Source organism: Leifsonia sp. TF02-11, from assembly GCF_017565305.1.
In the GTDB taxonomy this organism is placed as follows: Bacteria; Actinomycetota; Actinomycetes; order Actinomycetales; family Microbacteriaceae; genus Leifsonia.
Map to the genome: position 1 here is coordinate 1 of NZ_JAGEKP010000033.1, position 21355 is coordinate 21355.

Below are 21355 nucleotides of genomic sequence, written 5' to 3' on the forward strand. Positions count from 1 at the left end.
GCGCGGTTGCGAGATTCGTCACGAATCGCGACATTCGTGCCACGAATCACGACATTCGTGACGAATGTGCGCACCACTCCCACGTGGGTTGTGAGATTCGTCACGAATCGCGACATTCGTGCCACGAATCGCGACATTCGTCACGAATGTGCGCACCGCTCCCACGTGGGGGTTGCGAGATTCGTGGCGAATCGCGACATTGGTCACGAATCGCGAGTTTCGTCACGAATGTGCGCGCCGCTCCCACGTGGGGTTGTGAGATTCGTCACGAATCGCGACATTCGTGGCACGAATCGCGAGATTCGTCACGAATGTGCGCGCGCCCCGCTCCCACGCGCGGGGCTACGAGACGCGATAGGCGGTGTAGACGACCTCGCTGCGGTGGCGCGCGCACGCGGCCACGAAGAGCTGGTTCGCCAGCTCCGGACGGGCGGACGACTCCAGCGAGACCATCGTGCGGAAGTAGTAGCTGCGCGGATCGACCTGCTCGCCACGGCCGAGCGCGGCGAGCACCTCAGCGGGACCGGTGCGCAGTCCGACCGCGCGGATGTAGAGCAGGGCGCCGTCGTCGCCGCGCGCCGAGTAGCGCGAGTCGATCTCGATCGTGCCGTCGTCGCGCACGACCTGCCAGTCCGCCCCGCCGGGGAGGATCACGCCGGTGAAGTCGCCGCTGACACGGCCACCGACGATCGGGACCACCCGTCGGTGGCCGGCGGCGGTGCGGCCGTGGTCCTCCGGCTGGGCCAGCTCGACCCGCACGTGCAGCGACGGGATGAGCGCGGGGATCGGGAGCGTCTCGGTCATCCGTCGTCCCCGTCGATCGTGCGTCGGCGCCGGTCGGCCAGGGCGTCGCCCAGGCGCTCGAGCGCGGGAACCGCCGCGCCCAGGGCGGCGAGATCGTCCGCGCGGAGGGTCGCCGCGGCCTGCGCGAGCAACTGCGCGCTGGTCGCGTCGAAGCGGTCGAAGATGCTGAGCGCGTGCGGGCTGGCCAGCACCTCCACGCGCCGGCGGTCGTCAGGGCTCGGGCGTCGCACCACCAGGCCGGCGGCCTCCATCGCGGTCAGGAGGTTGCTCATCGTCGACTTGCGGAGGCCGAGCCGGCGGGCGAGCGCTCCTGGCGTGCTCACGGTGCCCCGGGGGAGGGCGCGCAGCACCTCGACCTGCGAGTCGGGAACGTCCGGCAGCCCAGCGGTCTCACGGCTGAGGGCCAGGAGGTTGCGGCGCAGCGGGGAGATGAGGGCGGCGAGCCGGCGGGTGTCGACGGGATCGCTCATGCGCCCTGCCCCAGCCTCGCGTCGAGCGACGGGCGCGTGTTGAGCGCCTCGGGATGGAAGCCGGCGGTGCGCTTGTACCCGTCGGCGATCTCCTGCAGCTCGGAGGCCGGGATGACGTCCTCGATGTCGGCGAAGCCCTCCGGGGCGCGCTCGTGCGCCAGCACCATGACGCGCTCGGGACCTTGTTGCCGGGTGAGCGCGAGGAGGTCCGCCGTCGCCGGCCGCCTGGCCTCCTCGTAGCGGCGGAGTCCGTCGGCGAGATCGCCCGACGTGGCGAGGGAGTATGCGAGGGTGCGCGCGTCGATGATCGCCTGCGAGGCGCCGTTCGACCCGTTCGGGTACATGGCGTGCGCCGCGTCGCCGAGCAGCGTCGAGCGGCCGAACGTCCAGCGCGGCAGCGGGTCGCGGTCGACCATCGGGTACTCCAACAACTCGTGCGCGTTCGCGATGACGGCGGGCACGTCGAGCCAGTCGAACCGCCACGCGGCGAACAGGTCGGCGATCGGGGCGATCGGCACCTGGCGGTTCCAGTCGACGGTCTCGGCGCGCGACCCGTCGGAGCGCTGCTCTGCGATGAAGTTCACGGTCAGCGACCCGTCGGCCTCCCGCCGCAGCGGGTACGCGACGAACTTGAGCTGGTCGTCGCCGGCCATGATCATCGTTGTTCCGTCGAGGAAGGCCGGGACGACCGCCGTGCCGCGCCAGAGGGTGAGGCCGTTCGAGCGCGGCGCGCCCTCGTCGGGGAAGCGCAGCGCGCGCACCGCCGAGTGGATGCCGTCGGCGCCGATCACGAGGTCGGCGTCGACCGGCACCGAGCCGTCGGAGGTCTCGAAGACCGGGCGAGCGCGCTCGTCCGTCGTGTCGAGCCCGGTGAGCCGGTGGCCAAGGCGGATCGTCTCGGCTCCGAGCCGCGTGCGCACGGCCTCCACCAGCGCCAGTTGGAGTTCGCCGCGGTGCACGGAGAGCTGCGGCCAGCGGTAACCGGCCGCGGTTCCGCGGGGCTCGCTCCAGATCGGCTGGCCGTGGCGGTTGTAGTAGCTCAGCCGACGGGGAGCGGCGGCGATGGCCTCGACCTCGTCGCGCAGCCCGAGCTCGGTCAGCTCCCGGACGGCGTGCGGCAGGAGATTGATGCCCACGCCCAGCGGTCGCAGCTCCCGCACCCGCTCGTAGACGCGGATGTCGCCGAATCCGGCTTCGTGCAGGCTGAGCGCCGTCACCAGCCCGCCGATGCCGGCCCCGATGATCGCGATGGTCATGGACGACTCCTCTGTCGTGGATCCCGCTGCCGCGGAAGACTATCCACATAGTACGAGGACAAAACCATTAACGCCAGAGCTGCAGCGTGATCGGTCAGAGCACGCCGACGAAAACGATCACCGCCAGCGGCACGGCCACGAACACCGTGCCCAGGTACACGGCGACGACCCACTTGTGCTGGGCGGCGATCCGGGCGAAGGTCTGGGCGAGGAACAGCGGCACCGGCCGCAAGACGGGGATGACGTAGATCGCGACGATCGCGAACACGTTGTAGAGCAGGTGCACGAACGCCGCCTGGAGGCCGATCCGCGCGTCCTGCCCGACCACGGCGAAGGCCGCGAACACCACCGTGAACGTGGTCCCGAGGTTGGCGCCGACCGTGACCGGGTAGATCTGCGCCGGGGTCAGGATGCCGGCCCCGGCGAACGGCACCAGCACCGACGTGGTGATGGTCGACGACTGCGTCACGACGGTCACGGCCATCCCGGAGCCCATGGCCAGGTACGGGTTGCGGCCCACCGCCTTGATCAGGATGTCGCGCGCCCGGCCGACCATCAGCCGTTTCAGGAGCTTGCCGAGGTACCGCACCGCCACGAAGATCAGGGCTGCGCCGATCACGATGGTGAACACCGGCCCGACCGCGCCGGGGAGGTGGGAGGTCAGTCCGGTCACGAGGTCGACGACCGGGGTCGTCATCGCACGGATGATGTTGAACCGGGACGGGTCGGGCAGCCACCCGGTTCCGTACAGTTCATACGTGATCGCACCGCTGAGCCGCTCCAGCGGATGCCAGATCAGCTCGATCGGGAAGAAGATGAGCAGGGCGAGCCAGTTGTAGAAGTCGTGGATCGACGACGCCGCCAGTGCGCGGCGGAACTCGCCCCGGTTGCCGATGAAGGTGAGCGCGACCAGGGTCGTCGTGACCGTGGTCCCGACGTTCGCGCCGAGGATGATCGGGATGGCGCCCTGGATGGCCAGAGCGCCGGAGCCGACGGCCGTGACCGCGATCGCCGTCGTGGTGGTCGACGACTGGATCAGCACCGTGCCGAGCACGCCGACGAACAGCCCGACCCACGGGTTCGCGGCGAAGGCGAACATGCTGTGCGCGGCGTCCGCGCCGAGACCGGCGAAGCCGCGGCTGATGATGCTGACCGCGCAGATCAACAGGTAGATCAGAGCGGCGACACCACACCAGCCGAGCACCCTGGTCCAGCTGCCGGGCCCGGCGCCCGACCCGGCCGTCGGGGCGCGGACGTCCCCGGCGTCGTCCTCGGTCGCTGAGTCCTCCATGCCTGCACCACCGGGACGGAGCTCCGCCGCCCGGCCTTCCCCGGTCTCCATGCAAGCACCGGGAGGGCGTGCGCGTCCAGGGTCCGCCGGTGCGGCGGAGAGTCAGGCGCCGCGCTGCAGGTTCGCCGCGATCGCCTCGAGCGCGTCCTCCAGCGATCGCTGGATGCCGGGGATGTCCTCCGTCGTGTCGATGGTCAGTTCCGCCGCGTCGTCCGCGATCCGCAGCGACCCGCTGTAGTCGTGCGGTCCGGGCGCCGACCAGGTGATCTCCTTCGCGGCGAAGTCGGCGTCGAAGCGGGCTTCGGCCGTGACGGTCTCCTCCTGGCCGTCGCGGTCGGCGTCGACGCGGGCGGTCGTCTCCACAGTGCCGTCGGGCTGCTCGTGGGCGCTCACCATGTGCGGGAAGTACTGCGGCAGGTTCTCGGGATCGGCGATGTAGGCGAAGTACGCGTCGGTGTCGCCGTCGATCGCCCTGGTCGCGGTGTAGGTGGTCATGGGGTGAAGCTAGTACGACCCGAAGTCGCCCGATAGCGGTTGACGCGGGAGCGGCGAGGTGGTGCCCGCGCACGGAGCATGGATGCCGAGCGCTGACAATCCCCTTTCCGCCCGGCTCGCCGAAGCGCATCGTTGACGTATGCCCACCCACGTCGCGGAGACCGGAGAACCGAGCACGGCCGAGCCTGTGTGCCCGTTCTGCGGTGCGACGCTGTCGGTCGAGCGCCGGCTGGTGCGAGCGGCGGGCGGCGGCTGGACGGTCGCGGTGCTACCGCCCCGGTGCAGGAACCCGCGGTGCCGGCCAGGAGCGCCGGCCGACCCAGCGCTCGGTCGCGGTCATCCGCGAAGCGGTTGAGCACAGGTCTCTGCACGCAGGTCTCCTGGCCGCGTCAGAATCGGATCGGGGCGACGAGAAGGGACGGGCTGCGGGATGGCCGAACTCGAGCGAAGAGAGTTCCCCGATCGTGCTGCTCTGCGCCGGTGGCTGGCCGAGCACGCCGACGCATCGGACGGCATCTGGTTGGTGTACCTGAAAGGGCAGGGCAGAACCGTCGGCTACGACGACATCGTCGAGGAGGCGCTCTGCGTGGGATGGGTGGACAGCCTCCCACGCCGTCTCGACGGCGAACGCGCCATGCTTCGGCTCACGCCACGCAATCCGCGGAGCAGCTGGTCGCGGCGCAACAAGGAGCGCATCGTGTCGCTGCGGGAACGCGGATTGATGACGCCGAGAGGGGAGGCCATGGTCGAGGTCGCCGTCGCGAACGGCGCCTGGTCGGCGCTCGATCAGGTGGAGGAGCTCGCGGAACCGGCCGGCCTCCGCGCCGCCCTCGACGGCGATCCGGTCGCCCGAGCGAACTGGGACGCCTTTCCTCGCTCCGCCCGCCGCGCCATCCTCGAGTGGCTGGGCACCGCCAAGACCGAGGCCACCAGGGAGCGCCGGACCGCCGTGATCGTGTCGGAGGCCCACCTGAACCGGCGCGCGAACCAGTGGCGGCAGCCCTCCGGGTCCGGTGGCCGACGCGGTCAGCGGGAGGGGTCTACCCAGGACTGATAAGGACTGGCGGCTGAGTCGGGGTCGTCAGGCCTGCAGCGCCGCCAGCAGCCCGGCGAAGTCGTCACCGCAGGCTTCGCACCGCGACAGGTGGAGGGCGACGCCGGGGTAGCGGGCGGCCGCGTCGGCTCCGGCGAGGACGAGTTCGGCGAAGACATGCATGACCGACATCGTCTCCCCGCAGCCGGCGTCGGGCTCACCGGAGCCCAGGAAATCCCTGATCCGACTTCGCGCGCTCATCTCGCCTCCTCCCCGCCTTCGTCGCGGCCGTCCTGTTTGTGACCGTCTTCGTCCAGATAATGATGAGTGACAAGGTAGTCCCGCAACTTCCGTCTCGCGTCGAAGACGACCTTGTAGAGCGCCCCGCGGCTGGTCTTGCGCGCGACCGCGAGAGCCTCGAGTGGCACGCCCTCGACGACCACGGCGAGCAGCACCTCCCGCTGCCGTCGCGACAGCACCGTATCGATGGCGTGCCGCAGTGCGGCAAGCAGCTCGTCGGCCATGCCCGCTTCCTCCGGGGAGATCCCGAGCCGGTCCGGGAGGTGCTCCCAGCCGGATGCGTCGAGCGAGAGCGTGCGGTGCTGCCAGAAGTGCCGACCGGTCTTCGTCGACACCTCGAAGATCGCGAAGGTGTAGGCCCAGGTCGTGAAGCGGCTATCGCCGCGGAACTCGTGCAGGCGCCGCAGCACGCCGAGCACGGCGTCGGCGGCCGCCTGGTGGGCGATGTCGTCGAGCTCGGGGCCGGAGAACGGCAGGGAGGCCGAGCGACGGTGCACCTCGGCGCGCGCCACGCGCAGGAGCAGCTGGTAGAGCTCCTCCTGTGCGGCGCGCTGGATCGGCCCTCCGGCGGTCAGTCTGCGGCGCCAGTCGTCGGTCTCGTCGTCGTCGGCGTCGGACGGGCGCCATCGCTGCGGCACCGCGTCACCGACCTCCATGCGTCGATCGTATGGCCTCGGCTCGCGCTGCTCGGCCGAGCTTCGCGAGAAAGTTCCCGCTCGCGGGTAAGCATCCGGCGACGACCGACACTCACCCCTCGAACGCGTCGTCCGAGTCGCGCTCGGTGGCCGGAGACTCCGGCCGCCGGAACGGATCGATCGAAGGAGAACCATGAGAACCCCAGTTCGTCTCGCTCTCGCGTCGGCGGCGGCCGTCGCCGCGACCGCGCTCTTCGCGGCCCCCGCGCTCGCTGCACCCGGCGATGCCGGAACCGGCGCCTCCACGGACGCGCGCGGCTCCTCGTCCGCGGTCTTCGTGCAGACCGACGGCGTGGCCGGCAACGCCGTCGTCGCGTACGACCGGCTGCCCGACGGCTCGCTCCGCCAGGCCGGGATCTACCCGACCGGCGGCCTCGGCGGAGCGCTCACCGGCGCGGTCGTCGACCACCTCGCGTCGCAAGGGTCGCTCGTCCTCGATCGCGGCCTCCTCTACGCGGTCAACGCCGGAAGCGACACACTGACCGTCTTCGCCGTGCACGGCGACCACCTCGTCCGGCGCGAGATCGTCGGATCGGGAGGGTCGTTCCCGGTCAGCGTCACGACACACGGCGCGCTCGTCTACGTGCTCGACGCACGGTCGGGAGGCGCGGTCCAGGGCTTCGTCCGCATCGCCGACTACCTGGTGCGCATCCCGGTCTGGAACCGGCCGCTCGGGCTCGACCCGACGCTGACGCCCGAGTTCACGCACACCCCTGGCCAGGTCGCCTTCACCCCGGACGGCTCCAAGCTCGTCGTCACCACGAAGGGCAACGGCAGCGCTGTCGACGTCTTCGGCGTCGACCGGTTCGGCGGACTCTCCGCCCAGCCGGTGACGACCGTGGAGCCGGGTGCTGTGCCGTTCGCGGTCAGCTTCGACGCGGGCGGGCACCTGGTGGTGGCCGAGGCGGGGACCAACTCGGTTGCGACGTTCTCGATCGCTCCGAGCGGCGCGCTCGTGCCGGTCGCGACCTCCGCGACCGGCCAGGCGGCGACCTGCTGGATCGTCCGCGACGGGTCCTGGTTCTACGCGTCCAACGCCGGCAGCGGCACGCTCTCCGGCTACACGGACACGGGCGCGGGCAGCCTGAGCGCGCTCGGGAACACACCGGCCGGCGCCGGCACCGTGGATGCCGCCGCCACCGCCGACGGACGGTATCTGTACGCGCAGACCGGCGCGGCCGGAGGCGTCACAGCGTTCCGGGTGAACGCCGACGGCAGCCTGACGACCGTCGGATCGGTGATCGTGCCGGGCGCCGCGGGCGGCGAGGGGATCGTGGCGCAGTAGCGCGGCGTTGATCGCCCCCGGTGATCCGGTCGGCCCGCGCATCGTCGATCGCGCGGGCCGGCCGGAGGCCCCTGCCCGGGGCCTTGCCCGGAGGCCCTGCCCGGAGGACGCTACCCGCTGAGCGCGCCGACGATGGTCTGCGCAGCATCCCAGTACTGCGCGTAGTACCCGGGGTCTGCGTTGACCTGTACCGCGTGCGCGAGGGTGGAGGGGTCCATCGTCTGCCAGCCGTCGATGGTGGTGAGCTTGTCGAAGAAGTGGGTGGCCGCGGTGTAGGGGTCCATCCGGTCGGCCAGGGTTCCCCACGCCCCGTTGTCGCGCTGTTGGAAGAGCCCGCGGCTGTCCGGGCCTGCGGCGTCTCCGTAGTCGAGGTTGCGGAGACCGGACTCGCCGATCGCGGTCATGACGCCGACCGCCTGAGTGTGCGTGCCGATGCCCTGATCGCGGGCGGCGTTCATGATGTGGGCGGCCATGACGAGTTCGGGCTGGCAGAATCCCGCGACCGGGCCGGCCGGCACGACGATCGTTCCGATCGTGACGGGCGATACCGCCGGGCAGGTCGGGGTGGAGGGGACGCGCGCACTCGAACCCGACGCGCCGGCGGTCAGCGTGGGGGCGACGTACGCAGCGGCGAACCATCCGCCCACGAGGACGAGCGCGGTCGCGATCACCCCGACGAGCAGCTTGCGCATCGTCGCCCTCCTTCCGTCCGGTGTCGGCCGGCCCGCTGTCGGCCGGTGCCGCGACCGTATTCGGGCAAACTGCACGCGCATTGTGTGCCGGCTGAGTGCGCGCCGACCCGCGCGATGCGTCTTTCTTAGCAACCTCTTGGGGTGTGGACCCTAGCGTTCGAAGAGTTCCGACCCGATCAGTCGATCCGATCCTCGAAGGGGAGCCCCATGACCGAGCCGAACCGTCCCGCTCTGCGCGAGAACAAGGTGCCGGAGCCCACCGTATCGTTCTGGGCCATCAAGATCCTCGCCACCACCGTCGGCGAGACCGCCGCCGACCTGCTGTCCTCCAGCCTCCACCTCGGCACGCAGCTGACCAGCCTGGTGATGGCGGTCGTGTTCCTCGTCGTGTTCGTCGTGCAGTTCCGGAGCGCGCGGTACATCCCGGGCGTCTACTGGCTCACCGTCGTGCTGATCAGCGTCGTCGGCACGCTGATCACGGACAACCTGACCGACGGGCTCGGCGTGCCGCTGATCGTGTCGACGGCGGTGTTCGCGATCGCGCTGATCGCGACCTTCGCGGTCTGGTACGGGTTCGAGCGCACGCTGTCGATCCACGACATCGTGACGCGCCGACGGGAGGCGTTCTACTGGCTGGCCGTGCTGTTCACGTTCGCCCTGGGCACCGCTGCCGGAGACCTCGTCGCCGAGCAGCTGAACCTGGGCTACCTGGTCTCGGTGATCGTCTTCGCGGTCGCGATCGGCGCGGTGGCGCTGGCCCACTTCGGTTTCAAGCTGAACGCGATCGTGGCGTTCTGGATCGCGTACGTGCTCACGCGCCCCCTCGGTGCGTCGCTCGGCGACTACCTCTCGCAGCCGACCGCCGACGGCGGCCTGGGCTTGGGCACCGTCGTCACCAGTCTGATCTTCCTGGCCGCGATCCTGGCGCTGGTCGTCTACCTGAGCGTGACCGGTCGTGGGCGCACGCCGCGCGCGGCTGTCGTGGCCGTCGCGTCCGAAGGGCCGGAGGAGCGGGTCGACGCCTGAGCGGCCACGTCGCGGCGGTTCGGCGTCTCCGCCGTCACTGGCTGACGATGATCTCGACGTCGGGCTCGGCAGCCCGCGATGCTGCGACGGCGGCGTCCGCTGTGTCGTACTGCTGGCCTTGTCCGGCCGTCGTCATCCAGGTCCAGCCCTTCGACTCGGCTGCCGCACCGAGCCAGGTGTAAACCTTGACGACGACAACGACGTTGCGACCGGTCTCATACGTGAGCTGTTTCGCCTTCTGCTCGACAGCCGCATTGACGGTGTCGCCGCTGTCCGCCGACGCTTGCGCCGCCGCAGTCATCTTGCGCCCGGCGTCTGCTGAGACGTTCTCGGGCAACGGTTGGCTGCGTGAGACCAAGAGGGTGTGCCCGTCCATGGTCGTGTAAGCCCACGCGTCGCCCTCGAAGTACGCCTTGACCGCGTCGGCTTGCTGCTTCTGGAGTTCGTCGCCGAGGTGCTTGCCCGCGATCGCCTTCTCGGCGGCTGCCTTGCGGGCTGCGTCTTCGTCGGCGGGCGCGGACGACGTCGGAACCGCAGTCGGCGCCGCCGCGATGCGAAACGATGTGTCCATCGTGTTCACGACGACCCAGGTTCCTCCGCCGATGATGGCGACCCCGAGAACGGAGGCGATGACAACGGTCGTGATGGTGCGTCGCTTCATGACGGAGTTCCCCCTGGTGGCTTTCCGTCCACCGTATCGAGGGCGCACAGTGGCCCACCGGGTTCCGGAGGTCGTATACGCCCCCAGTGCGGGTGCCTTTCACGGTACGAAATGACTTGGGATATCGGGCGACCACGCTCGGGCGGCGGCTGCACCTGACGTTCCTGCACTTGCGGCTCTGACCGCGTCAGCTGTTGTCGAGCACCCAGCCGAGGATGTGCGGGAAGGCGAGCATCGCCGCCACGACGACGGCGAGGATAACTGCGACCCAGACTCCTGAGCGTCGGCGGAGCCGGAGCCCCGCTGCGGCGATCTGGGTTCGCGGGTCGCGCGCCCGCTGGTCGGTGTACGTGGTCGCCTGATAGCCGAGCTCGGCGCCGAGCAGCTCGGCGAACCGCAGCAGCGCCGGGATCTCGGCGCGGTCGGAGCGTCGGCGTGAGGCGGCGGATGCCACGACGACGCGGTCGTCCACGACCTCGATGTCCCACCGGCGGCCGTGGTCGATGAGGCAGACGAGCACATCCGGTGTGAGCAGCTGCAGCGCGTCGCGCTCGTAGCCTTTCGGCACGTAGACGGCGAAGTGCCGGTCGACGTCGCCCTCCAGCGAGAGCCGCTGCGACCCGGGGAGGACGGTGCGGAGCCGGCCGTTCCTCAGCGAGTCGATCATCAGGTGCGGCAGCCGCCGCGGCAGGCGGGTCGACAGGTACCGGAAGGTGCCGCGGGGCGCCTTCGGATCGTTCCTCCCGCCGGTGTACGTGGCCACGGCGATCTGCAGCGCTGGATCGTCGAGAGCGCCCCGGGAGAGCGCGAACTCCGCGCGGAACCGCGAGGCGGGGGCAGGATGCTGGGTGCGCGGCGGCCTCGGCGCGGCATCCGCTCCCTCGGCGAAGAGGATGCCGAGCGGGGCCGGCGCGCTCGACAGGCGCTGGAAGACCAGGCCGTACCGTTCGCCGAAGCGCCGGATCGCGATCGCCCTGCGGACGTCAGACGGCACGGAGAGCAGCCCCCACGCGAAGACCCAGAGCAGGATCGCGGCGAAGAGGAGCACGACGACGAGCAGCCCGCGCACCGCCTCCAGCCAGCCGGGCAGCGCCACGGCGAACGGAACCCCGAAGGCCAGGCAGCTCCAGGCGACGGTCGCGATCAGCGCAAGGGGGAGGAGAAGCACGCCGCGGACGGCGGTGCGGGACGCCCGCGGGTCGGACGCGCGCACCTCGCTCCGGCTCACGTGTGCAGGGAAGCGGGAACGGTACTCCTCGAGTCGGGGGTCGGGGCGATCCGGCTTCGTCCAGGGCTCCATGTGGTCACGATAGCGCGGGGCCGCGGGCCGCTCTCGGCGCGCCGGAGCCGACCCCGTGTCTAGCGTGGTCGGGCCGCACCGGATCCTCCTCGCGACCCGCGTCACTTCTCCGCCCGATCCGACTCATTCGCGACGGGCATGGGAGTCCCCATCCGAGGATCGGTCTCAGCAGACATCGGATGTTTGGTACAGTACCGTCACGCCCGCTTGCCGCGATGGTGTCGTGGCGGCCCGCGTTCGACTAAGGAGGATCATGAAGTTCGCGCGCCTGGGGCCGGTCGGCGGGGAGATCCCCGTCGTCATCCACGAAGACCGCCATCTCGATCTGCGTCCGCTGACATCGGATGTCGATGGTCCATTCCTCGCCGACGATCCGGTCGGTCGGACGTCTGCCGCGATCACTGCTGGCGAGCTGACGGAGCTGGAGGGTGCCGACGCCCTGCGGATCGGCGCACCGATCGCGCGGCCGAGCGCCGTGATCTGCATCGGACAGAACTACGCCGCGCATGCGCGCGAGTCGGGGGCCGAGCCGCCGACGGTGCCGATCGTGTTCCTGAAGACGCCGAACACCGTCGTCGGCCCGAACGACGCGGTGACGATCCCGCGCGGCAGTGAGAAGACGGACTGGGAGGTGGAGCTCGGCGTGGTGATCGGGCGCCGGACCGCCTACCTCGACGAGGTCAGCGAGGCCGATGCGCACATCGCGGGCTACGTGGTCGCGAACGACGTGTCTGAGCGCGCATTCCAGATGGAGGTCTCGGGCGGGCAGTGGTCGAAGGGCAAGATCGCCCACGGCTTCAACCCCACCGGACCGTGGCTGGTCACCGCCGACGAGGTCGACCCGGGCAGCCTCGGGCTGAAGAGCTTCGTGAACGGCGAGCCGCGGCAGGACTCGAACACGAGCGACATGATCTTCGATGTGCGCGCGATCGTGCACCACCTCTCGCAGTATGTGACCCTGGAGCCGGGCGACCTCATCCTCACGGGCACCCCGCAGGGCGTCGCATTCGGCGGTAGGTTCCCCTACCTCCGGGCGGGTGACGTCGTCGAGGTCGAGATCGAGGGCCTGGGTGCGCAGCGTCAGGAGTTCGTGGCGTGGGAGCCGGGACGATGACCGGCGGCCGCATGGCCGGCCTGGTGGCCGTCGTGACCGGTGGGGCGTCCGGCATCGGCGCGGCGATCGCGGCCGCGCTGGCCGACGACGGCGCCGAGGTCGCCATCCTCGACCTCGATCCCTCCGGTTCGGATCCGCGGTTCGCGGCGTTCGCCGCCGACGTGTCCGACCGTGCGGCGGTCGAGCAGGCCATCGCGGCGGTCGGCGAGCGGTTCGGCCGCATCGACGCGCTCGTGAACAATGCCGGGATCGGAGCGCAGGGCGATGTCGCCGCGAACGACGACGCCGAGTGGGCGCGCGTGCTCTCGATCAACGTCACCGGCATCGCGCGGGTCACGGCGGCCGCGCTGCCGTGGCTGCGCCAGTCGTCCGCGGCGGCGATCTGCAACACGTCATCGATCGCGGCCACGGCCGGCCTGCCGCAGCGGGCGCTCTACAGCGCGTCGAAGGGGGCAGTGCTCTCGCTCACGCGGGCGATGGCCGCCGACCACCTCCGTGAGGGCATCCGCGTCAATGCGGTCAACCCGGGCACCGCCGACACTCCCTGGGTCGGCCGCCTGCTGGCGAGCGCCCCCGACCCCGCAGCGGAGCGCGCCGCGCTCGCGGCCCGTCAGCCGCACGGCCGTCTCGTGTCGGCTGAGGAGGTCGCGGAGGCGGTCGTCTACCTCGTGAGCCCGCGGTCGGGCTCCACGACAGGCACGTACATCGAGGTGGACGGCGGAATGTCGGGGCTCCGCCTCCGGCCCGCGCAGTCGTGATGCGACGGCCGGGTCGGGGCTCGAGCCACCGGCCCGGCCGTCAACCTAGCCGGTAGACGCGCTCCGCGTTTCCGGCGAGCACGGCGTCGACGTGATGAGCGTCGACCGCGCCGGTCAGCCAGGACCGCACGATCTCGAACCAGCGGCCGTACTCGCGGGAGACGGGCCAATCGCTGCCGAAGAGCAGCCGATCCGGGCCGAACGCGTCGAGGGCCACGTCCAGCAGCGGCCGCATGAGGGCGGCGCTCACGTCGCACCCGGCGCTCTCGCGCACCTGCGCAGGCAGACCGGAGAGCTTGCAGGACACGTTCGGCCGGCGCGCCAGCTCGCGCAGCTCCCGCGCCCACGGTGCGACATCGGCGGCGGCATCGACCTCGGGCTTGCCCAGGTGGTCCAGCACGATCGCGAGGTCGGGCACCGCATCCGCGAGGGCGCCCACCCGGGGCAGCTGCCGAGGGCGCACGCACGCGTCGAAGGCGAGCCCGGCCGCGGCGACCGTCTGCGCGGAACGGATGAACGTCGGCCGGATGCAGAAGTCGTCCGCCTCGCCCTCCAGCGGCCGCCGCACGCCGACGACGAGCGGCCGTGCTGCGAACCGGGGCAGGAGCTCGTCCATCGCCGCCGGGTCCTCGAGGGTTGCTCGCGCGACGATCCCGCGCAGCGGCACGCGGTCGGCGAGCGAGGCGACCCAGTCGACCTCCGCGACCGCTTGCTCCGGCACGCACTCGGCCTGCACGAAGACGAAGCCCCGCTCGGCGGCCGGCGAGTGCGCGAGCGCGAGGTCGAGTTCGTCGGGACCGAACGGTCGGAGAAGCGGCCCGGCGAGCCAGGGGTAGGAGAGGACGGCCGGGTCCCAGAGATGCAGGTGTCCGTCGATGACGCGCATGCGACCATCCTGCCCGGTTCCGTCCGGCCGCGAGGCCCGTGAACAGCGCGACATCCGATGTCTATGATTGCGTGATGGCAGTCACGGACGAGGCGATTCGACGCATCAAGGACATGATCGTGAGCCGCGAGCTGCTCCCCGGCTCCCGACTGCCCCCGGAGAAGGAGCTGGCCGAACGGCTGGGGCTCTCCCGCAGCTCGATGCGTGAGGCGGTGAAGGCGCTCGAGGTCATCCGCGTGCTGGATGTGCGGCGCGGCGACGGCACCTATGTGTCGAGCCTCGAGCCGCGGCTCCTGCTCGAAGCGATCTCGTTCGTCGTCGACCTCCACGACGACAGTTCGCTGCTGGAGCTCTTCTCCGTGAGGCGTGTGCTCGAATCACACGCCACCGGACTCGCCGCTCAGCGCGCCTCGGACGACGACATCGCGCGGCTCACCGCCGAGATCGACGCGGTGCTCCCCGACGCGGAGATCGAGGCGCTGGTCGCGCATGACTCGCGGTTTCATACCGCCATCGCCGAACTTGCGGGGAACGGCTACCTCGCCAGCCTGCTCGAGAGCCTCACGAGCCAGACCACGCGCGCCCGCGTCTGGCGCGGACTCACTCAGGAGGATGCTGTGCAGCGCACCCTCGATGAGCACAGGGCGATACTCGGCGCGATCGCCGACCATGACGTCGAACTGGCGATCTCCGCCACGCAGGTGCACATCTCCGGCATCGAACGCTGGCTCCGCCGGGCACTGGACTGATCTGCGTGACGAGGTGTCGCGCGTCGAGCGTTGACTCATCAGCTTATAAGAGGTAATATAAGTGCTCTCGTGCATCGTACAGTGCAGTAGTTTCACGAAGGAGAAAATGTATGTCACGTTCTGTCTATCGCAGCGCGTCACTGATCCGAAGGCTGGTCACGGGCGCCGTGGTGGCCGCGTTCGGTGTCAGCGTGCTTTCCGGCTGCGTCGGCTCATCGCCCTCCGCGGGCTCCACGAAGGATGACGGGGTCGGTCAGTACGTGCTGACCCCCGACACGGTCCCGCACGACGCCAGTGCGCCCATCACCGTCTGGGTCGACGAGGCGCGCGCGCAGGGCTTCAAGGACTTCGCCAAAGCGCACCCCGAGTACAAATTCGATATCCAGACGATCTCGGGATCCGACTTCCTGACCAAGATCCAGCTCGCCAACCGCGCCGGCTCCGGCTGGCCCGACATCGTCTTCCCGAACAAGTACCTGGCGAATCTGGCGACCAAGCAGTACGACTACTTCACGCAGCCGCTCAACGGGATCATCCCGAAGAAGGTGCTCGACGCCTTCGGCACGAGCAACGACGCCTACAAGACGTCGGACGGCTATCTGCTGGGCCTGCGCAACGACGTCGCACCCTCGGTGTTCTACTACAACACCGAGGAGTTCACGCAGTTCGGCTACCAGGTCCCCAAGACCATGGACGACCTCGTCGCCCTCGCGGAAGATGTGAAGGCCAACCACCCCGGCTACATTCTGCAGTTCAACGGCAACGGCTGGATGACGGATCTGCAGTTCCTGCAGTCCAGCGGGTGTCCCTATCAGCAGCTGACCGGCAACGGCGACCTGCGGATCGCGCTCAGCGACTCGAAGTGCACCCGCGCCGTGGACGTGCTCGACAAGCTGCTCGCGACGGGGGTCGTCCAGATCAAAGACCTGACCGACGCGCAGAGCCAGACCCTGGCCGGCGACGGCAAGCTCCTCGCCACGGTCAACGCGGTCTGGCGTGCTGACTACACCTTCCCCGGCATGGGCTGGAAGGCGGGCACCCTGGGAGTCGCGGCTATGCCGACCTGGGGCGACGCCAAGGGGGACGACAGCGTCGGATACGAGGGCGGCGGCTTCTTCGCCCTCTCGCGTCATGCGAAGAACATGAAGGGCGCGCTCGAGACGCTGACCTATGTCGCCACGAGCGACGACGTCCAGCTCGCCGCGCCGACCATGCCCGCCTACGGACCGGCCCAGACCAAGTGGCTGGACCAGAAGGTGCCGAAGAACAAGCTCTACGCGGACCCGACCGAGGCGGAGAAGGTCTATGCGGAGGCGGCAGCGCACATGGACACCGTGAACGCCCTCACCCAGGTCGACGTCACGGGCACGTTCCCGATCGAGAAGGTCCAGCAGGGCTCGACGTTCGCGGACGTCATGCCGAACTGGGCGAGCAAGATGACGGAGCAAGCACGAGCAGCCGGCATCGCCGTCGTCACGAAGTGAGAAACGCACCTCGCCATGACGACTGCTGATCGCTCTGCGGCAACCCCGGCCTCGCTGCGCACTGCGCAGCGAGGCCGGGGGGCCTCCGCCCCGGCGCGCAAGCCGCACAAGGGCCGGGGGACCATCGGGTACCTGCTCGCCGCGCCGTACGTCCTCTTCCTGCTCTGCCTCGGCATCATTCCGACGCTCTACGCCGTCTACCTGAGCGTCGTCGACGGATCGGGCAGCTTCATCGGCGCCTGGAACTTCGCGAACGTGCTGTCGGACTACCGCTTCCTGCCCGCGCTCGTGCACGTCGCCAGCTTCCTGGCGATCTGGCTGCCGTTCATGATCCTCATGGTGCTGCTCATCTCGTTCCTGCTCCAGGCGCGACCGGGGAAGTTCTCCACCTCGATGCGCGTGCTCTACTACCTTCCCGGCGCGTTCACCGGGTCTGCGTCGGTGCTCATCTGGGTCTTCATCCTCAGCCCGGGAGTCGGGCCGTTCAGCTTCGTCTACTCCCTCTTCGGGATCGAGTACACGTCCGACCTCGTGACCACGGATCGACTGCCTGTGCTGTTCACTCTCATGGCGTTCACCGCCGGAGCCGGCAGCTGGATCGTGATCATGTACGGCGCGATCAACGCGGTGCCGGAGGAGATCATCGAGGCCGCGCACGTCGACGGCGCGAACCGCTGGAACATCGCCACGCGCATCCAGCTGCCTCTGATCCGCAAGTACGTCGTCTACATGCTGGTGCTCTGCGTGGCCGGCGGCCTCCAGATCTACACCGAGCCACAACTTCTCAACCCGATCTTCTCGGTCGGCGACTCCGCCGTCTCGACGAAGACCACCTGGTCGATCAACCAGCTGGCACTCACCCTCGGGATCAGCGAGGGGAACGTCGGCGAAGCCGCAGCCCTCTCGCTCATGATCATGCTCGTGGGGCTGCTCGTCGCCGTCGTGCTCGTGCTCTGGACCGACTTCTTCGATACCAAGGAGACGCGGGAATGACCGCCACCGAACTCACCATCACCGGCCGGAGGTCGCGTGTGCGCCGCCACGGCCGCCGGCGCTTCACCTTCGAGAGCGTGACGCGCGTCGTCGCACTCTCCGCGTTCGGGCTCTACTTCGCGCTGCCGATGATCTGGGTCGTCCTGGCGCCCTCGAAGACGCGCGCGCAGCTGGCCACGCTCGGCCCATACGGCTTCGGCTCGTTCGAGAACTACGGGCGTGCGTTCCAGAACCTCATGTCTTACCACGACGGCGTCCTGTGGACGTGGGTCTGGAACTCCGTCTGGTACAGCGTGCTATCGGTGCTGATCGCGCTGGCCTGTTGCATCCCGGCCGGGTTCGCCCTGGCCCGCACCCCGATGAAGTGGCGCCGGCTGATCCTGATCCTGACGCTGGTCATCATGGTCACGCCGGGATCGGCCCGCACCATCCCGACCTACCTGATGCTCGACGCGGTCGGCTGGCTGAACTCCCCGCTGTCGGTGATCATCCCGCAGGGCTTCTTCCCGTTCGGCGTGTACCTGACGTACATCTACTTCTCGACCAGCCTGCCGCCGTCGTTACTCGAGGCTGCGCGGATCGACGGCGCCTCCGAGTGGACGACGTTCTGGCGGATCGCGGTGCCGCTGGCACGGCCGGCCGTCGGACTGGTGACGTTCTTCGCCTTCATCGAGAGCTGGAACGACTTCTTCGGCCCGTACATCTATCTATTCTCCGAGAAGCTGTACTCGCTTCCCGTCGGTCTCGCCTCCCTCATCTCGAACTCGCCGGGCATCATCCCCGGCGGGACGATCTCCGACCTGCCGATCTTCCAACCGGAGGTCGCGCTGGCCGGAATGATCGTCGTGGTGCCGATCCTCGTGATCTTCCTCGGTTTCCAGAGGTATCTGGGCGCCGGGGTCCTCGACGGGGCGGTCAAGGACTGATGGAGACGAGTGCATCGGCCCTCGACGAGCGTGTACGGCTCGGCCGGAGCTCGGTCACCGTTCAACGGCTCGGACTCGGCCTCGCGCCGATCGGCCGCAACGCCGGGAGGAAGGCCGACGCGATAGCGACGGCGGCGCTCGAACGGGCCTGGGAACGCGGAATCCGCACCTTCGACGTAGCCCCGTTCTATGGAGAGGGGCGCGCGGAGCTGCGTGCCGGGGCGTTCCTGTCCCAGGTGCCTCGCACGGACTTCACGCTCTCGACCAAGGTGGGCCGGGCACCCGATGGCTCTTTCGACTTCTCGGTCTCCGGCATCCGGCGCGGGCTCGAGGAGAGCCTCTCGCGTCTCGGACTGGATCGGGTGGACACGGTGCTCGTCCACGATCCCGATCGGCACATAGAGTGGGCGCTGGACGAGGCCGTGCCAGCGGCGCTCGCCCTGCGCGACGAGGGACTCGTGGGAGCCGTCGGCGTCGGCATGAACGACGCCGAACCTCTCGCCCGCTTCGTGCGTGAGACGCCCATCGACTGCGTACTGAGCGCGGGCCAGATCACCCTGCTCGACCGGACCGCTCTCGAGGAACTGCTGCCCGAGTGCGAGAACCGCGGCGTCTCCGTGATCGTGGGCGGTGTCTTCAACTCGGGGATCCTCGCGGATCCGTCGCCGGGCGCGACGTTCCGGTACGCGCCTGCGGGCGACGAGCTGCTCAAGCGGGCGCGGGCAATGAACGAGGTCGCCGAGACGTTCGGCGTGTCGCTGGCGACCGCCGCCCTCCACTACCCATCGACGGTCTCGGCCGCGATTGCATGCGTTCTCGTCGGCGTCGACTCGGCGCGGCACGTCGACGAGGATCTGGCTTCCTTCCTGCATGCGCCCCCCGAACAGCTGTGGGCCGCTCTCTCGGAACTCGAGGAGGACGGCGCCGTCGGGGAAGCGCTCAACGAGGAGACAGGAACGGACCATGAAGATCACTGAGGTCGACGTCGTCGACGTCCACGAAGTCCACGAGCCGCCACGGCAGTGGCGCGACGGGCTCCCCGTGCGCTCGCCGCGGCAATGGTCGGGGACGCTGCGGATCCGCACGGACGAAGGCCTGACCGGCCTCGCCGAGGTCAACCGCCCCGACCAGGTGTCCGCCGCGGTCGACAGGCAACTCCGGGACGAGCTGGTCGGCGAGGATCCCCTCCGGCGCGAGTACTTCTGGCGTCGGATGTGGGAATTGCACCGGCTGGAGTACTACCCGGTCACTCTCCTCGGGCTCGTCGACATCGCGCTGTGGGACCTCGCCGGCAAGGCCGCCGACCTCCCGGTCCACCTGCTGCTCGGCGGTTACCGCGACAAGCTCCCCGCCTACGCAAGCACCGTGACGTTCGACAGCGTCGAGGAGTACCTCGATGTCGTCGACCAGTGCCTCGAGCTCGGCTACCACGGTATCAAGCTGCACGCCTGGGGCGATGCGCGGCGCGATGCGGCATTGAGTGCTGCCGTCCGCGAGCGCGTGGGCGACGGCTACCCGCTCATGTTCGACGCCTCCGGCGGCTTCGACCTGGCCGACGCGATCTACGTCGGCAGGGCCCTCCACGACGCCGGCTACCTCTGGTACGAGGAGCCGATGCGCGAGTACAACGTCACCTCGCACGCCTGGCTCGCGAAGGCCGTGGACGTGCCGCTGCTCGTCGCGGAGGTGTCGGAAGGGGCGCACGAGACCACGGCCGACTTCCTGGCCTCGGGCTGCGCGCCGTTCGTCCGCACCAGCGCCAACTTCCGTGCGGGCATCACCGGTGGAATGCGGATCGCCCACCTCGCCGACGCCTTCCACGTGCGGGCGGAGGTGCACGGCGCGGGACGCCCGAACGAGCATCTCTGCATGGCGATTCCGAACACCACGTACTATGAGTCGCTCGTGACGGAGAAGCTCGTGGTGCAGGACGAGCGCTTGACCGCAGATCAATTCCTGCCGGCACCGACCGTGAGTGGTATCGGCTACGCCGAGCCTCTCGAGTCCTGACCCCACCCGAGGCGCACCGATGACCCAGTTCGATCTTCCGCTCGACCAGCTGCGGACGTACCGCAGCTCGCAGAGCCTCCCCGACGACTTCGACGCCTTCTGGCAGACCACGCTGGAGGAGAGCCGTTCGCTCGGCGCCCCGCCGCGGCTCATCGCCGTCGACAGCCCCATCCGGATCGCCGACGTGTACGACGTGACCTACTCCGGATTCGGCGGTCAGCCCATCCGGGCCTGGCTGAAGGTGCCTCGTGGCCTGGACCGGCCCGCTCCCGTGATCGTGCAGTACATCGGCTACGGAGGCGGACGCGGTCGTCCGATCGAGAGCCTGCACTGGCTCGCCGGGGGCGCTGCGGTGCTCGTGATGGACACGCGCGGGCAGGGCGGTACCGGAAGCGTGGGCGAGACGCCGGACGTCGACGGGGCGTCCGCGCAGGCGCCCGGCTACATGACGCGCGGCATCCTCTCGCCGGAGACCTACTACTACCGACGCGTGATCACCGACGCCGTGCGCGCCATCGACGCGGTCGCAGACATCGACCTGCTCGACGCCGATCGGATCGTCGCCGCCGGCACGAGCCAGGGCGGCGGTCTCGCTCTCGCGGCGTCCGCGCTGTCGCCTCAGATCCGCGGCGTCGTCGCGCTCGTACCGTTCCTGTGCGACTTCCCACGCGCGATCCGGATCACCGATAATGCGCCGTATTCGGAGATCGTGAGGTACCTCTCGGTTCACCGCGAGAGCGTCGAGGCGGTGCTGTCCACCCTGCGCTACTTCGACGGCGTCAACTTCGCCTCCCGCGGGCAGGTGCCCCTGCTCGCGTCCGCCGCGCTGATGGATGCGACGTGCCCCCCATCGACGGTCTTCGGAGCCGTCAACGCGTGGCAGGGCCGGTCATCCGTGAACGTGTGGCCATTCAACACTCACGAGGGCGGCGGCCCCGACGATCACGAGCGCGCGCTCGCCTTCATCCACGAACTGCTGGACTGACGCGTCTGCATCGTCAGCGAGGCGCGTCCTGCGATTCCGATCGGGCGAGTGCGCGTTCGCGGGTGGCGTGCCAGCTGCGGAGGATGTGGGTGCGCATGGCTTCGGCGGCGGCGTGTTCGTCGCCGTCGAGGACGAGTTGGCG

23 protein-coding genes are annotated in these 21355 nt (G+C 69.7%); 12 read left to right on the top strand and 11 right to left on the bottom strand.

Annotated features, from left to right (window positions below; all coding sequences use genetic code 11):
- Positions 1-342 precede the first annotated feature (342 nt).
- From JNB50_RS24300 to JNB50_RS24320, 5 genes are all read right to left on the bottom strand, one after another.
- Positions 343-804 carry a DUF3237 domain-containing protein gene (locus JNB50_RS24300; protein ID WP_208042672.1) on the bottom strand — a complete coding sequence of 154 codons (462 nt, stop codon included), beginning with the start codon at positions 802-804 and terminating at the stop codon, positions 343-345.
- Positions 801-1274, bottom strand: a complete 474-nt coding sequence (locus JNB50_RS24305; RefSeq protein ID WP_208042673.1) for a helix-turn-helix domain-containing protein — start codon at positions 1272-1274, stop codon at positions 801-803. The genes JNB50_RS24300 and JNB50_RS24305 overlap by 4 nt, the downstream gene beginning before the upstream one ends.
- Complete coding sequence (locus JNB50_RS24310; RefSeq protein ID WP_208042674.1) at positions 1271-2530, bottom strand: flavin-dependent oxidoreductase; 1260 nt, start codon at positions 2528-2530, stop codon at positions 1271-1273. Before JNB50_RS24310 ends, JNB50_RS24305 begins: the two co-directional genes overlap by 4 nt.
- Before the next feature lie 94 nt (positions 2531-2624).
- Positions 2625-3821 carry a Na/Pi symporter gene (locus JNB50_RS24315; protein ID WP_208042675.1) on the bottom strand — a complete coding sequence of 399 codons (1197 nt, stop codon included), beginning with the start codon at positions 3819-3821 and terminating at the stop codon, positions 2625-2627.
- Positions 3822-3923: 102 nt separating this feature from the next.
- Positions 3924-4316: an SRPBCC family protein gene (locus tag JNB50_RS24320; RefSeq protein WP_208042676.1), complete on the bottom strand. Its 393-nt coding sequence runs from the start codon at positions 4314-4316 to the stop codon at positions 3924-3926.
- Positions 4317-4746: 430 nt separating this feature from the next.
- Between JNB50_RS24320 and JNB50_RS24325 the strand changes: the two genes are divergently transcribed.
- A complete protein-coding gene (locus tag JNB50_RS24325; RefSeq protein WP_208042677.1) occupies positions 4747-5370 on the top strand; it encodes a YdeI family protein in 624 nt (207 codons plus the stop codon).
- A gap of 27 nt (positions 5371-5397) precedes the next feature.
- Here the strand turns inward: JNB50_RS24325 and JNB50_RS24330 are convergent, their stop codons facing one another.
- Positions 5398-5610 (bottom strand): hypothetical protein, encoded by a 213-nt coding sequence (locus JNB50_RS24330; RefSeq protein ID WP_208042678.1) that lies wholly within the window; start codon positions 5608-5610, stop codon positions 5398-5400.
- Positions 5607-6305, bottom strand: a complete 699-nt coding sequence (locus tag JNB50_RS24335; protein ID WP_208042679.1) for an RNA polymerase sigma factor — start codon at positions 6303-6305, stop codon at positions 5607-5609. Before JNB50_RS24335 ends, JNB50_RS24330 begins: the two co-directional genes overlap by 4 nt.
- Positions 6306-6477: 172 nt before the next feature.
- On the opposite strand from JNB50_RS24335, the gene JNB50_RS24340 reads away from it, so the two are divergent.
- Positions 6478-7629 (top strand): beta-propeller fold lactonase family protein, encoded by a 1152-nt coding sequence (locus JNB50_RS24340; protein WP_208042680.1) that lies wholly within the window; start codon positions 6478-6480, stop codon positions 7627-7629.
- 110 nt (positions 7630-7739) lie between these two features.
- On the opposite strand, the gene JNB50_RS24345 is transcribed toward JNB50_RS24340, so the two are convergent.
- Complete coding sequence (locus JNB50_RS24345; protein WP_208042681.1) at positions 7740-8321, bottom strand: hypothetical protein; 582 nt, start codon at positions 8319-8321, stop codon at positions 7740-7742.
- A gap of 207 nt (positions 8322-8528) precedes the next feature.
- Between JNB50_RS24345 and JNB50_RS24350 the strand changes: the two genes are divergently transcribed.
- Positions 8529-9347: a hypothetical protein gene (locus JNB50_RS24350; protein WP_208042682.1), complete on the top strand. Its 819-nt coding sequence runs from the start codon at positions 8529-8531 to the stop codon at positions 9345-9347.
- A gap of 34 nt (positions 9348-9381) precedes the next feature.
- Here JNB50_RS24350 and JNB50_RS24355 read toward each other — a convergent pair whose 3' ends face one another.
- Positions 9382-10008, bottom strand: coding sequence for a hypothetical protein (locus tag JNB50_RS24355; RefSeq protein WP_208042683.1), 627 nt, complete (start codon positions 10006-10008; stop codon positions 9382-9384).
- A 187-nt stretch (positions 10009-10195) separates the two neighbouring features.
- Positions 10196-11308, bottom strand: coding sequence for a hypothetical protein (locus JNB50_RS24360; RefSeq protein WP_208042684.1), 1113 nt, complete (start codon positions 11306-11308; stop codon positions 10196-10198).
- A 253-nt stretch (positions 11309-11561) separates the two neighbouring features.
- Between JNB50_RS24360 and JNB50_RS24365 the strand changes: the two genes are divergently transcribed.
- Both JNB50_RS24365 and JNB50_RS24370 read left to right on the top strand, forming a co-directional pair.
- Positions 11562-12422, top strand: coding sequence for a fumarylacetoacetate hydrolase family protein (locus tag JNB50_RS24365; protein WP_208042685.1), 861 nt, complete (start codon positions 11562-11564; stop codon positions 12420-12422).
- Complete coding sequence (locus JNB50_RS24370) at positions 12419-13180, top strand: SDR family NAD(P)-dependent oxidoreductase (protein WP_208042694.1); 762 nt, start codon at positions 12419-12421, stop codon at positions 13178-13180. Before JNB50_RS24365 ends, JNB50_RS24370 begins: the two co-directional genes overlap by 4 nt.
- Positions 13181-13220: 40 nt before the next feature.
- On the opposite strand, the gene JNB50_RS24375 is transcribed toward JNB50_RS24370, so the two are convergent.
- Entirely contained in the window at positions 13221-14066 is an 846-nt protein-coding gene (locus JNB50_RS24375) for an amidohydrolase (protein WP_208042686.1), read from the bottom strand.
- 74 nt (positions 14067-14140) lie between these two features.
- On the opposite strand from JNB50_RS24375, the gene JNB50_RS24380 reads away from it, so the two are divergent.
- From JNB50_RS24380 to JNB50_RS24410, 7 genes are all read left to right on the top strand, one after another.
- Positions 14141-14815, top strand: coding sequence for a FadR/GntR family transcriptional regulator (locus tag JNB50_RS24380; RefSeq protein ID WP_208042687.1), 675 nt, complete (start codon positions 14141-14143; stop codon positions 14813-14815).
- Positions 14816-14925: 110 nt separating this feature from the next.
- On the top strand, positions 14926-16299 hold the full coding sequence (locus JNB50_RS24385; protein ID WP_208042688.1) for an ABC transporter substrate-binding protein: 1374 nt from the start codon (positions 14926-14928) through the stop codon (positions 16297-16299).
- A 15-nt stretch (positions 16300-16314) separates the two neighbouring features.
- Entirely contained in the window at positions 16315-17292 is a 978-nt protein-coding gene (locus JNB50_RS24390; protein WP_208042689.1) for a carbohydrate ABC transporter permease, read from the top strand.
- A complete protein-coding gene (locus JNB50_RS24395; RefSeq protein ID WP_208042690.1) occupies positions 17289-18218 on the top strand; it encodes a carbohydrate ABC transporter permease in 930 nt (309 codons plus the stop codon). Before JNB50_RS24390 ends, JNB50_RS24395 begins: the two co-directional genes overlap by 4 nt.
- Positions 18218-19195: an aldo/keto reductase gene (locus JNB50_RS24400; RefSeq protein ID WP_208042691.1), complete on the top strand. Its 978-nt coding sequence runs from the start codon at positions 18218-18220 to the stop codon at positions 19193-19195. Before JNB50_RS24395 ends, JNB50_RS24400 begins: the two co-directional genes overlap by 1 nt.
- On the top strand, positions 19182-20228 hold the full coding sequence (locus JNB50_RS24405) for an enolase C-terminal domain-like protein (protein WP_208042692.1): 1047 nt from the start codon (positions 19182-19184) through the stop codon (positions 20226-20228). Before JNB50_RS24400 ends, JNB50_RS24405 begins: the two co-directional genes overlap by 14 nt.
- A gap of 19 nt (positions 20229-20247) precedes the next feature.
- Complete coding sequence (locus JNB50_RS24410) at positions 20248-21213, top strand: acetylxylan esterase (protein WP_208042693.1); 966 nt, start codon at positions 20248-20250, stop codon at positions 21211-21213.
- Positions 21214-21355 lie beyond the last annotated feature (142 nt).

Bases quoted from the DNA above. Each gene is read 5' to 3' on its own strand.
- JNB50_RS24355 (WP_208042683.1), bottom strand. From the start codon at position 10,008: ATGAAGCGACGCACCATCACGACCGTTGTCATCGCCTCCGTTCTCGGG.
- JNB50_RS24325 (WP_208042677.1), top strand. From the start codon at position 4,747: ATGGCCGAACTCGAGCGAAGAGAGTTCCCCGATCGTGCTGCTCTGCGC.
- JNB50_RS24345 (WP_208042681.1), bottom strand. From the start codon at position 8,321: ATGCGCAAGCTGCTCGTCGGGGTGATCGCGACCGCGCTCGTCCTCGTG.
- JNB50_RS24390 (WP_208042689.1), top strand. From the start codon at position 16,315: ATGACGACTGCTGATCGCTCTGCGGCAACCCCGGCCTCGCTGCGCACT.
- JNB50_RS24370 (WP_208042694.1), top strand. From the start codon at position 12,419: ATGACCGGCGGCCGCATGGCCGGCCTGGTGGCCGTCGTGACCGGTGGG.
- JNB50_RS24340 (WP_208042680.1), top strand. From the start codon at position 6,478: ATGAGAACCCCAGTTCGTCTCGCTCTCGCGTCGGCGGCGGCCGTCGCC.
- JNB50_RS24300 (WP_208042672.1), bottom strand. From the start codon at position 804: ATGACCGAGACGCTCCCGATCCCCGCGCTCATCCCGTCGCTGCACGTG.
- JNB50_RS24405 (WP_208042692.1), top strand. From the start codon at position 19,182: ATGAAGATCACTGAGGTCGACGTCGTCGACGTCCACGAAGTCCACGAG.
- JNB50_RS24360 (WP_208042684.1), bottom strand. From the start codon at position 11,308: ATGGAGCCCTGGACGAAGCCGGATCGCCCCGACCCCCGACTCGAGGAG.
- JNB50_RS24330 (WP_208042678.1), bottom strand. From the start codon at position 5,610: ATGAGCGCGCGAAGTCGGATCAGGGATTTCCTGGGCTCCGGTGAGCCC.
- JNB50_RS24365 (WP_208042685.1), top strand. From the start codon at position 11,562: ATGAAGTTCGCGCGCCTGGGGCCGGTCGGCGGGGAGATCCCCGTCGTC.
- JNB50_RS24395 (WP_208042690.1), top strand. From the start codon at position 17,289: ATGACCGCCACCGAACTCACCATCACCGGCCGGAGGTCGCGTGTGCGC.
- JNB50_RS24320 (WP_208042676.1), bottom strand. From the start codon at position 4,316: ATGACCACCTACACCGCGACCAGGGCGATCGACGGCGACACCGACGCG.
- JNB50_RS24375 (WP_208042686.1), bottom strand. From the start codon at position 14,066: ATGCGCGTCATCGACGGACACCTGCATCTCTGGGACCCGGCCGTCCTC.
- JNB50_RS24400 (WP_208042691.1), top strand. From the start codon at position 18,218: ATGGAGACGAGTGCATCGGCCCTCGACGAGCGTGTACGGCTCGGCCGG.
- JNB50_RS24350 (WP_208042682.1), top strand. From the start codon at position 8,529: ATGACCGAGCCGAACCGTCCCGCTCTGCGCGAGAACAAGGTGCCGGAG.
- JNB50_RS24315 (WP_208042675.1), bottom strand. From the start codon at position 3,821: ATGGAGGACTCAGCGACCGAGGACGACGCCGGGGACGTCCGCGCCCCG.
- JNB50_RS24410 (WP_208042693.1), top strand. From the start codon at position 20,248: ATGACCCAGTTCGATCTTCCGCTCGACCAGCTGCGGACGTACCGCAGC.
- JNB50_RS24305 (WP_208042673.1), bottom strand. From the start codon at position 1,274: ATGAGCGATCCCGTCGACACCCGCCGGCTCGCCGCCCTCATCTCCCCG.
- JNB50_RS24310 (WP_208042674.1), bottom strand. From the start codon at position 2,530: ATGACCATCGCGATCATCGGGGCCGGCATCGGCGGGCTGGTGACGGCG.
- JNB50_RS24380 (WP_208042687.1), top strand. From the start codon at position 14,141: ATGGCAGTCACGGACGAGGCGATTCGACGCATCAAGGACATGATCGTG.
- JNB50_RS24385 (WP_208042688.1), top strand. From the start codon at position 14,926: ATGTCACGTTCTGTCTATCGCAGCGCGTCACTGATCCGAAGGCTGGTC.
- JNB50_RS24335 (WP_208042679.1), bottom strand. From the start codon at position 6,305: ATGGAGGTCGGTGACGCGGTGCCGCAGCGATGGCGCCCGTCCGACGCC.